Genomic DNA, 10654 nt, shown 5'->3' with positions numbered 1-10654 from the left:
GTGCGGCGGTGGCTGTGGTTGCGCCGGCGAGGGTGCCAATGCTGAGGGTTGCGGCTGCGAGGGTTCCTAACAGCGCATTCGTGAGCGTGTTCGATGTCATGGGTGTTTTTCCCCAATACGGGAGTGACTGGGACGGTGACGACACTAGCGTCGGCCGTTTGTGAACCAGTGGTGCCGGTTGTGAGGGTTTGATGGGCTCTGGATCAACATTTCGGGATGGCCGAGCGTGACTGACCGTCAGTTCGATCTTTGAACGGGCGTGTTGCGTGATCAGATACTCGACGTGCTGCTCCGCACCTGGCGGCCATGGCTATCAAGGACATCCAGTTCATCGGGACGGGAGTGCGGATCACCGCCCTGGCCGCTGCTGAGGCCGACCGTTACTGCCGGAGGCTTGCCGATGTCACGGCGGGCGGACAGCCGGGTGCCGATACGCCTGACGGTCCGCCGATTCCGGTGTGAGGCACCTTCTTGCCCACGCAAAATTGCGGACCGCTTCCATCTCTGGCTCAACCTGTGCAAGACGGTTTCGAGAAGTGCGTCGTCGCCGACCGTCAGCTCCTGCAACAACTTCCCTGGCCGCCGGGCAGGCGGTCGACCGTCAGGCGGATCAACGTGCCCTCGATGACGGGAAGCTCGCCGTCGTGGTCGATCCACGCCGAGCGTGTGGTCAGCCTGGGGTGGATGCGGTCCCAGGCCATGGTCTGCGCGGTGCCGTACCGGTCGGTGACCTGCACGGTCGCCGCATCGGGCTCGCCCCAGGCGTTCGGCTTGGCGAATCGGAACTCTTTGCCGTGCTTCGGGGGCCGTCCACCCTGCGGCGGCGAGATCCACGGGCGTGGAACGGGCTTGCGCATCACGCGGTCCGAGCGCATCCGGCCGAGCACCTCCACCGGGAGGCCGTCGAGGAGGTAGGCCATGCGCGGGGCGTCGTATCCGGCGTCGAAGACGACCAGGATGTCGGCGTCGCCCGGCTCCCACTGGCCGCCGTCGACCAGGTTGGTGACAACGCGGCGGACCTGGGCGGCGGTGATCTCGGCGACGTCGTCGTCGGGGCCGAGGCGGACCGCGTCCAGCAGCTGGCACCACGAGGTGCGGCCCGTCTCCCGGGCGGCGACGAACGAGTAGGGCCAGCCGGGAATGAACTGGTCGCTGGAGCGTCTGTTGCGGCCGTAGACGTGGCAGAACAGGCGGTCCGGGCTGGTCGGCGCGTCCGGGCGCAGCCAGTTACTCACGTCGACTGCGAGGACGAGCCGGTGGCCGGCGGCCTTGGGCTGCCGCAGCACGGCCAGGGCCCGGCGAAGGCCGTCCACGTTGATGCGGCCGCAGTTCAAGGCCCGTACAACGCGCCGTGTCCGCGGCGGTGTTCGGCCAGCAGCGTCAGGTCGACCGGCGAGGTCACGGCCCGTTCTCGCAGAGCATCGCGTCGCAGAGCTCGAACAGGGTGTCACCGCGTGCGGTCAGGCATGCGTAGAAGTCCTCCCGGAAGTGTGACGGGAAGTCGAACGCCTCGTGCCGGGCATCGTGGTGCAGCAGACTCACCCTGCGGCCTTCGTATGAGTGCGGCTCTGTGACGGAACGCATGCTCATGCGGGGGCCGTCCGCCTGTCTGGCGAATACTCAGGTGAGCGGCCTGGTTCGAAGAGCATTTCGACTGACCGATAGCCTGCGTCACCATGACGCGCGTTTGGATCCTGCCAATGCTGTTTGTGCTCGGCGGCTCAGCCGCTGCGACTGGGCTGATCTTCAGGGGGAGCCCCGGCGCAGCCGCAGCACTCCTGCTGGTGTTTGTGCTGCTCGCAGGTGTGAACTCGCCTCTGATGTTCCCGAGGTCGATCGGTGCGCTGGAGGCGCAACGCCGCAGCGCGGTCGACGGCCGGCCGGTCGTCTACTGGCGGCCGGGCTGCACGTACTGTCTGCGACTGCGCATCCGGTTGGGCCGTAGCGCCAGCCAGTTGCATTGGGTCGACATCTGGCGTGACCCGGATGGAGCCGCGGCGGTGAGGGCTGTCAATGATGGCAATGAGACCGTGCCGACTGTCGTCGTGGGGAACCAGTCGCACACCAACCCCGATCCTGAATGGGTGCGCGAACAGCTCTCCTCTTCCGCGTGACCAGGAGCGGTTGAAGCCGTGAAGGGTGTGCCTTTACTGGTGTGATCGCCTAATCAACTGTCGCCGGTTCCCCGAGGAACCCAGCCAGCTGGTGACCGACTGTGGTCGCCAGCGGTGTATCGGCTCCAGGTCCCACCGGTCTCGTTGCGGAGCCGGGCGGTGGTCTTGTCGTGGTAGCCGAGAGCGTCCGCGACGACGGGCGCGGAATTCGGCACGGGCCGGAGAACAGCTGCGAACGGGCGGTGTTAACTTCCTTCCCGTGGTGGAGCACCAGGATGAGACCAGGGCGGCCTACGACGGGATCGTCGAGCTGTATGCGTCGATGTTCGCTGATCGGCTGGAGACGCAGCCGTTCGCGCGGGCCATGGTCGGCACCTTCGCCGAGTTGGTGCGCGGGACGGGGAACCTGCGGGCGGCCGACGTCGGCTGCGGGCCCGGACATCTGACGGCCATGCTGCACGACCTGGGACTGGATGCCTTCGGGCTCGACCTCTCCCCGGGCATGGTCGACCATGCCCGGCAGGCCCATCCGGCGCTGCAGTTCGACGAGGCGCGGATGGAGGCCCTGCCTGTCGAGGACGGCGCGCTCGGCGGCGTGCTGGCCCACTACTCGATGATCCACACCCCTCCTGGCGAACTACCCGCGCTGCTCGCCGAGCAGGCGCGTGTCCTGGAACCAGGTGGCCTGCTCCTGGTCTCGTTCTTCGCGACCGACGGGCCCGAGCCGGTCCGCTTCGACCACAAGGTGACGCCCGCCTATAGCTGGCCGGCGGACCGGGTCACCGAGCTGCTGGCCGGGGCCGGGCTCGTCACGTTCGCCCGGCTGCTTCACGACCCGGCCTCTGAGCGGGGCTTCCTCGACGCCCACTTGCTGGCCCGCCTCCGCTAGACCATGGCCTTCGGTCCCGCCACGGGATGATCTTGAGCGCCTGACGGTCGTCTACGGCGCCGAGACCGCAGCGGTCTGTTCGTCGTATTCGCGCAGCATCCGCATGACGGTGGCGGGCGAAGGGTGCTGGCCGTTCTTCGCGCCAGTGGTGATGACGAGCCGCATGGCGATGTCGCGCAGGCTCATTTCCTGGTCGCGCAGGTGGGGGGCCATGGACTCTGGGGGCTGTTGAGGCACAGTGGGCACGTGGGCCACGATGTGCCGCGCCGCGACCCCCACCGGCCACGGCGGAGGCCGTCGCGCTCATCTCCGAGCTGTACGCGGAGGGGTGAACCGCTCCGAAGAAGAGCGGCGCAGCCCGATCGCGGTGACGGCGGTGGCGGTGCGTCAGGCGCGGTTCGGTGTCGGCTCCGGCTCGGAGAGATGCGCTGCCGCGCGGCGGGGGAGCAGCAGCGGGGTCGCCAGCAGGAGCACGCCGGCCAGGCCGATGGCCGTACGCGGGCCGAGCAGGCCGCCCAGCACGCCCCAGACGGCCGTCAGGAGCGCGGTCGAGGCCTTGGTCGTCACCGCCCAGGCGGACAGTGTGCGGGCGACCCGGTCGGTCGCGGTGCGCTCGAGGCGGTAGGTGGCGTAGACGGGGTTGAAGACCCCGCAGCAGAAGATGAGCCCGAGCTCGACGCCCATCACCAGCAGCAGCCCTCCGGTGCCCGGTGCCAGGAAGACCAGGCCGACGGGCCAGAGCGCGCGCAGCGCCCCGACCGCGACCAGGACCTGGTGCTGCCCGAACCGGGTGACGAGCGGTCGGGCCAGCCGCGAACCGAGCAGCCCGCCGATCGAGGGCGCGGCGAAGGCGAGGCCGTACTGCCACGGTGCGAACCCGAGTCGGCCGAGCATCAGGACGGCCAGCAGCGGCTGGGCGGCCATCACGAGGCCGTTGAACAAGGCGGTGTTGAAGAACAGCGGACGCAGCGTCGCGTCGGCGAGGATGTACCGCCAACCGTCGAGCAGGTCCCGGGCCCGCATGCGCGCGGCCTCCCGGCGCTCGGGCCGCGGCTCGTGGCCGCCCGTCGCGCGGATGCCCAGGGCCGAGAGCAAGTAGCTGACCGCGTCGGCCACCACCGTCGCCACCGGACCGAGGAGCCCGATCGCGGCGCCGCCAAGCGGCGGTCCGATGATCGCGGTCGTCCAGGCCGTGGACTCGAATCGGGCGTTGGCGACGAGCAGGTCCTCGGCCGGCAGCAGCGTCTTCAGGTACGCGCCGGACGCGGCGCGGAAGGTGATGTCGGCCGCCGCGACGACGACTGAGACCAGCAGGAGCTGAAGGAAGGTGAGCACGCCGAGCGCGAACGCGGTGGGGATCGTCAGCAGCGCCGCGAACCGCACCAGGTCCATCGCGATCAGTACCGGCCGCTTGCGGCGGAACTCCACCCACGGGCCGAGCGGCACCGCCACGACCGCGCCCACCGCAGCCCCCACGGAGGAGAGCGCGGCGACCTCGGCCGGTCCGGCGTGCAGCACCCGGATGGCGATCAACGGGAACGCGCCGAAGGCGAGCCACGTGCCGAGCGCGCTGGTCCCGTACGCTCCCCAGAGCCACCCGAACTGCCGCCCCAGCCGATGTCCGAGCAGATGTCCCAGCCGGTGCCCGCTCCTCATGCCCGACGCCCCTCACCACTCACCCTGCACAACCGATCCGCGATCGGAAGCATCAAAGCGAGCACCACACCCAGGGATCAAACAACCACAGGGCCGCCGACCACAACCATCGGTTGTGTCCATAGGGTGTCGGCATGGACCTCGATACCGTCCGGACCTTCGTCGCCGCCGCCGATGCGGGTCAGTTCCAGGAGGCTGCCGCCGAGCTGGCGGTCACTCAGCAGGCTGTCTCCAAGCGCATCGCCGCGCTGGAGCGCAACCTCGGCGTTCGGCTGTTCACCCGCACCGCGCGCGGCGCCGAGCTCACCATCGATGGGCAGGCGTTCCTGCCCCACGCGCGCGAGCTGCTGCGCGTCGCTGAGCGCGCGGTCACGTCTGTGCGCCCCGGCCGCCGTCCGCTACGCGTCGACGTGATCGCCTCGCGCGCCGCGCCGTCGGGACTGATGCGCGGCTTCCACCGCGCACACCCCGACATCGAGCTCAACGTGGTGATGCTGCTCGAAATCGAGACGGCCGTCGCCGCCATCCGGTCCGGTGCGATCGACGCGTCCTTGCGCGCCGTCGCCGTGCCCGGCCGACCCCTTCCCGAGGACATCGAGTCCGTCCGGGTGCTCGACGAGCCGCTCCAGCTCCTCACCGGCCCTGCCCACGCGCTGGCGGGCGCCCGGTCGGTGCCCCTCGCTCAGCTCGCCGGGCACCGGATCTGGATGCCCGGCATCGTCCCCGGTACCGAGTGGGCCGCCTACTACGACGACCTCGTCGCCGAGTTCGGCCTCACCATCGAGGCGACCGGCCCCAACTTCGGCTCCGACGCGCTCCTCGACACCATCGCCGACACCTCGGCCCTGGCCACCTTCATGGGCGAGCAGACTCGCCTCGTCTGGCCCGCCGACCACGGCCTGCGCCGCATCCCGGTGACCGACCCGACGCCCGTCTACCCGCACTCGCTCCTCTGGCACCGCGACAACCTCCACCCAGCGCTGGCCACCCTCCGCGCCCACCTCGCCGCCACAGCGGCCGGCCACGACGCCGCCGGGACCTGGGCGCCGGGCTGGGTGATTCCGCGCTGAACGCCGCCGCGTCTACCATCATCGCGGCCGGATCGATGGACGGTGGCTCGGGGGCAGGCGTGGCCATCGGCACACTCAGGCTCTCCCCCTCCGTATGCCTCATATGTCTTGACGGTGAGGCGGGCGCCCCTCGTCAAGCGGGCACCCCCGCCAGCTGATCTTCGGGACCACCACCGTCCGAGGCCTCGCCGCCTACTGACCCCACCGCAAAGGGCCCCGGCACGAAAGCTGCGCCAAAGCCCCACCATCGCATCCCCACACGGTCAGGGCAGGACACGGCCTGCCTCGCCCTGCTGGCCCGCGAGCGGGTGCGCAAGAACCCCCGCCGACGCGCTCGACACGCTCACGTTCTCCTACTACATCCGGATGCTTGCCAGCGCCCCCAGCGCTTCGACGACGTCACCGAACAGATCGCCCTGGACAGCATCCAGTGGTGCACCCCGGCGCTCGACACCGCCGCCCAGGCTCGCGCCCTGCGCCTCGTCCGGGACCGACCAACCCCGGGGCCGCAGCTGACCGGCTGCGCCCCGCCCCGGCGGCGGGGGAGTGGCACCCCCGGCGCGACGGCCGGCAGGGAACCGTCCGGGACCGGCAATTGCGCGGCGTCAGCCTGCGCGACCGGCAGCCGCTCACGCGCATAGTGGAGCATCCCGCCGGACAGGTCGATGCCGAACCGGGGTCCAGCCCAGCGCGCGGAGGCGGTGTGCGTGGATGCCCGTGCCGCAGCGTCAAGGTGACGGGGCACCAGGGCGTTCATGCGCCATGCAGGACACGCCGTCGCGCGTCGGCGGATACAGGTCCAACATCACATCGATCCCAGGCAGGCCGACCTCCCTCAACAAGTCAAGGGGCAGAACGCACCCACCCTGACCGTTCTCGCTGCCGAAGCCGAGAAGCAACTCCACCTCGCAATCGGCGGCCAGGCGACCCAGCGCCTCGTGGCGTCCCTCCGCAGCCTGATCATCGCCACAGCGTGCTCTGCAGGCCAGCGGTGTCCCTGCCCCAGGCCGCTTCCGGGGATCATCACCTCAGTCACTCCCTTGCGTCGGCTCCGGTGTGCCAGCGACTTCGGGCGCCTGCGCGACGACGTCCATGGCCTGGGTGAAAAGGCTCTGGAAGGCGGCGGCGTCGAATCCGGGAACACTGCCGGCATCCAGTTCCACCAGCGGTTCCTGGGAGCCGTCCGGCCGGCGCACGGAGATCTTCACCCGTGATGCCCGGATACGCAGCCACACCCTCAGTACGGACGCCAGGGCGGTGAGCGCGCTGCTGGTCACGACAACTTCCACCGCCGTGATGCCCCCGCCGAGCGTTCCCGGCTCCGCCGCGGCCTGTTCGAGGCGCACGGTCTCCATCTCAGGATTCGCCCTCAGACGGCGAAAGAGGTCGCGCAGCTCGTCGTCTCCGGTCGGCTGCGGGCCGGCCCCCGTGAGGGCCAGTGTGATGTTCTCCATGACGACTCCGTTGTTGGTCGGCGGCCGGAAACGGCCGGGTGGCTGGTGGTTGAGGCGGGCGCGGCTGATTCGCACTGCGGCAGGTCATTCGTCGGCGGACGGACAGACCTCCTCGAGCGCGACGTCGTCCGAGTACCGGGGCCAGGCGGCCGCGACTGCCTCGGTGCTCCGCGTCGAGCACAAACGCTGGATGACGACAGCGGGATCGAGCCGCGAGACGATGACCGTTCCGTCCTCGAAGCCGGCCACGAGGGTGTCCTTGGCACCGAGTTCCAGGGTGGTGACGGGGCTGCCGCCCCCGGGGAAGTCGATCACCGGAGACAGCACGCCGTCACGGTCCGTGCGCCACAGCCAGACACGACCGCTGTCGTCCCCCGCCGCCAGCAGTGTCCCGTCCGGGTTGAAGGCCAGGGCCCTGACCGTGTCCGTCAGCGCAGTGCTGCTGGAGGGACCGTCGTGCCCGCCGAGGCGGTACGTCGTGAGCGAGCGTCCCGCCGCGGTGGCGAGCAGGCTCCCCTCGGCGTTGAGTGCGGCGCGTGGCAGGGCGTCGAATCGCTGGTACCTGGTCAGTGACTCCCATACGAGTACAGGAAGGGCAGTTTTCTTCGCTCCTTCGCCCCTGGTGATTCCGTACAGGGAGGGGGAATCGGCATTCTGCACGAAGACCCGGTTGCCCTTGGCGCTGAGCGCCTGTGCCCCGGCGGCCGGCCCGTGTTCCAACTCCAGACCCGGCAGCCGACGCGGCTTCGGCTGCCGGGTCAGGTCCCACAGCACAGGCCCTTTGGCGCTGGTGGACAGCAGTGTGTCGGACAGTGGGGCGTAGGCCGCGGCGGTTCCCTCCACGATGGAAGAGGGACGGCGGGGAAGGGCACCCGCGTCGGAAGGCGGCCAGAGCTCGGTGGTGCGACCGCGTCCGGCCACCAGTGCGCGGCCGTCCTTGCGGTACGCCAGGAAGCTGACGGCCTGCCCGGCGGAGCCGGCCGGCAGTTCCCCCTCCGGTCGGATGCGCCTCTCGTTCGGTCGGAGGGAGTACCGGCGGATCCTGCCGTCCCGTAACCCGACGGCCAGTGAATGCGCGTCGGGCGCCAGGGCCAGGGCGGACGGTGCGGATCCGGGCATACGCACCGTGGCTGCCAGGCCGGGCCGGAGCAGGCCGTGGACGTCCCACAGCCGAGTGGACTTGCCCGTGGTGGCGAGCAGACCAGTCGTCCGGCTGAAGACGGCTGTGCGGGTCGGGACGGGGAGGGCCACCGGCGGGGGCATGACCTCCTGCGGCAGTGTGCCGACCGGCTCCGGCCGTTCGGGCCGGTGGATGTCCCACAGCGCCACTGCGTCTGCCGCCACCGCGAGGGTTCCGCCGTCCAGGGAGAAGTCCACGGCCTGCACGGTGCCTGTCGCGAGGGGAAATCCGGCTGCGGGGGAGATCGCTCGGGGCGCGGGGTTGCGGGGGTCCACGTCCCACAGGGCCACTCGGCCTCCGGCCCGGCCTTCGGCGAGCAATCGGCCGTCCCGGCTGAATGCCAGGGGCAGTCCGGACGGCTCCGTTCGGTGGGCGGTGGGCAGCGGCTTGCGCAAGGTCGTACCCCCGCCGTCGGTCCGCCCGTCGAGGACCAGGGCGCCGTCGTCGTGGCGCGACGCCATGGCGGATCCGAGGGGGCTGAACGCGGCGTACACCCCTGTGAGGGTGCTGCCCGGTGTGAGGGAGCCGTCCGCGGAGACCTTCCATAGGCGCGTGCTGCTCGACGCGGGAGTGGAAGGGAGGAAGGATCGGCCGACGACGGTGGCCGCGGCGAGTGTCCTCCCGTCCGGGCGGAACGTGAGATCAGCCTCGACCACACCGGCCCGCGCCGCACCGGAGATGACCACCGGGGTCCGCCGAGGCGGGCCGGGCCCTGTCCGCCACGCCAGCATGACCCCCTCCTCTCCTATGCCCACGAGCAGGTCACCGTCGGGGCTGTAGGCCAGCGCGTCGAGCCAGTTTCCTCGGGGGACGTCGAGTGCCGCGCCGAGCCGGTGCCGAGCGGTGTCCCACAGCCACAGTTCGTCGTGCTGTCCCTGCACGGCCAGTTCGGGCCTGCGGGGATGGAAGGCCAGGGTTCTGCTGATGGGCAGGACGGTCGTGTCACCGTCGGACTCGGGTGCAGGGGCGGGGGCGGACACACTCGCGTAGATTCCTGACAGGGCCTGGTCGGTCGGGGCGCTGCGGAAGGCGGCCACGGCGAGCCGGCCCGCGAGTACCGGATCGTTGCTCCGGACGGCGTCCGAACGCGCCGCCAAGCGGCGGGACAGGTCCTCGTCGTGGTGCGTGTCCGCGGCACGTTCCTGCCGGTAGAGGACCAGTCCGGCCGGTACAGCCGCGAGGAGCAGCAGTGCCAGCGCCGCGCCGAGCAGTCGCTGCACACGTTCGGTCCGGACACGAACCCGGAGCGATGTCCGTTCCTGCTGCTGGGAGGCGCGCAGGAAGCGCCATCCCAGGCTGCCGAGATCGTCCTCGGGCCGGGCCTCGGCCTCCGCGCAGGCGTCGTCGAGGGCGCGCCCGGCGTAGAGCCTCTGGGGGTCGTTCCCGGAGTCGTGCCAGGCATTGGCTGCCTGGACGATCTGGTGGCGGCGGGCGATCCACTCACGGTCCTCCTCCAGCCACTGACCCATGGAGGGCCAGGCCAGCAACAGAGTCTCGTGGATGAGCTGGACTGTCTCCCGGCCGCGGGCCGGATCGACGTCGACAGCCACCAAACGGGCGTGGTGGAGCAGGTCCAGGATCCGTTCGGCGTCCCGCGGCGCGCCGAGCTCCCTGAGGAGCTGTTCGCAGGAGATGCGGCGGCGTGTCGGGGGGCGGCCCTCGACCGACTGGATCAGCCGGGTCAGCAGCAGCCTGGCGGTTCGCCGGTCGGCGAGGTCCAGTTGGTGATAGGCATTGTCCGCCGCTGCGGCGATGGCCCACCGGATTCCTCCGGACGTCTCGTAGGCGGCCCGGGTGAGGACGCCGCCGGTACGCCGTTCCCAACTCGCCCGGAGCGCCTGCGCCAGGTGCGGCAGAACACTGGCCTCGTAGGCCGGTTCGGCCGCCGCACCGCTCGCGGTGGCCGGCACCGGCGCTCCGAGCTCGCTCAGGATGAGTTCGGGCAATCCGTCCTCGACCGCCAGGCCCTCGGCGTGCGCCGGGCCGACGACCGCCTCCCGCACCTCGTCGTGCGTGAGCGGCCCGACGACGATCTGATGGGCCTGCAGAGCCTTCAGCAATTGCCCGTGGGCGGCGAGGGCCCCGAAGAAGTCGGCGCGCACCGCCAGGAGTACGTGGGCCGCGAGAGGTTCCGATTCGCCCGCGGGCCGGGGGAGCGTGGCGCGGGCCGCCGCGCACAGTGCGTCGATGAACCCCGAACGCTCCAAAGGGTCCTGGCACAGGGCGAAGGCCTCCTCGAACTGGTCGACCAGGATCACCGGTCCGGTGGTCGTGGCCTTTGCGGCTCCCCT

8 protein-coding genes and 1 pseudogene are annotated in these 10654 nt (G+C 70.7%); 4 read left to right on the top strand and 5 right to left on the bottom strand.

Features of this window, described 5'->3' with window-relative positions; all coding sequences use genetic code 11:
- Window positions 1-306: 306 nt before the first annotated feature.
- The gene (locus ACI2LP_RS33110) at window positions 307-462 is read left to right on the top strand and encodes a hypothetical protein (RefSeq protein ID WP_404728236.1); all 156 of its coding nucleotides are present in this window, start codon (window positions 307-309) and stop codon (window positions 460-462) included.
- Window positions 463-578: 116 nt separating this feature from the next.
- Here ACI2LP_RS33110 and ACI2LP_RS33105 read toward each other — a convergent pair.
- A pseudogene (locus ACI2LP_RS33105) lies at window positions 579-1584 on the bottom strand (transposase); the annotation flags it as partial.
- Window positions 1585-1676: 92 nt separating this feature from the next.
- Here ACI2LP_RS33105 and ACI2LP_RS33100 point away from each other — a divergent pair.
- Both ACI2LP_RS33100 and ACI2LP_RS33095 read left to right on the top strand, forming a co-directional pair.
- Window positions 1677-2114 (top strand): glutaredoxin domain-containing protein, encoded by a 438-nt coding sequence (locus ACI2LP_RS33100; RefSeq protein WP_404728235.1) that lies wholly within the window; start codon window positions 1677-1679, stop codon window positions 2112-2114.
- 259 nt (window positions 2115-2373) lie between these two features.
- Window positions 2374-3003, top strand: coding sequence for a class I SAM-dependent methyltransferase (locus ACI2LP_RS33095; RefSeq protein WP_404728234.1), 630 nt, complete (start codon window positions 2374-2376; stop codon window positions 3001-3003).
- Between the two features lie 51 nt (window positions 3004-3054).
- On the opposite strand, the gene ACI2LP_RS33090 is transcribed toward ACI2LP_RS33095, so the two are convergent.
- Both ACI2LP_RS33090 and ACI2LP_RS33085 read right to left on the bottom strand, forming a co-directional pair.
- Entirely contained in the window at window positions 3055-3249 is a 195-nt protein-coding gene (locus ACI2LP_RS33090; RefSeq protein WP_404728233.1) for a hypothetical protein, read from the bottom strand.
- 141 nt (window positions 3250-3390) lie between these two features.
- Window positions 3391-4659, bottom strand: coding sequence for an MFS transporter (locus tag ACI2LP_RS33085; protein WP_404728232.1), 1269 nt, complete (start codon window positions 4657-4659; stop codon window positions 3391-3393).
- A gap of 134 nt (window positions 4660-4793) precedes the next feature.
- On the opposite strand from ACI2LP_RS33085, the gene ACI2LP_RS33080 reads away from it, so the two are divergent.
- Window positions 4794-5729: a LysR family transcriptional regulator gene (locus tag ACI2LP_RS33080; protein WP_404728231.1), complete on the top strand. Its 936-nt coding sequence runs from the start codon at window positions 4794-4796 to the stop codon at window positions 5727-5729.
- A gap of 1028 nt (window positions 5730-6757) precedes the next feature.
- Here the strand turns inward: ACI2LP_RS33080 and ACI2LP_RS33075 are convergent.
- Window positions 6758-7258: a hypothetical protein gene (locus tag ACI2LP_RS33075; protein WP_404728230.1), complete on the bottom strand. Its 501-nt coding sequence runs from the start codon at window positions 7256-7258 to the stop codon at window positions 6758-6760.
- A gap of 9 nt (window positions 7259-7267) precedes the next feature.
- On the bottom strand, window positions 7268-10654 hold a 3387-nt coding region (locus ACI2LP_RS33070), incomplete at its 5' end, for a WD40 repeat domain-containing protein (protein ID WP_404728229.1).

Origin of the sequence: Streptomyces sp. NPDC019890 (assembly GCF_044903445.1) — a bacterium.
GTDB lineage: Bacteria > Actinomycetota > Actinomycetes > Streptomycetales > Streptomycetaceae > Streptomyces.
Note: the sequence above shows the minus strand (reverse complement) of the source record. Positions and strands in the feature narration are given on the sequence as shown.

Coding starts and splice junctions, on each gene's coding strand:
- ACI2LP_RS33100 (WP_404728235.1), top strand. CDS start 1,677: ATGACGCGCGTTTGGATCCTGCCAATGCTGTTTGTGCTCGGCGGCTCA.
- ACI2LP_RS33085 (WP_404728232.1), bottom strand. CDS start 4,659: ATGAGGAGCGGGCACCGGCTGGGACATCTGCTCGGACATCGGCTGGGG.
- ACI2LP_RS33110 (WP_404728236.1), top strand. CDS start 307: ATGGCTATCAAGGACATCCAGTTCATCGGGACGGGAGTGCGGATCACC.
- ACI2LP_RS33080 (WP_404728231.1), top strand. CDS start 4,794: ATGGACCTCGATACCGTCCGGACCTTCGTCGCCGCCGCCGATGCGGGT.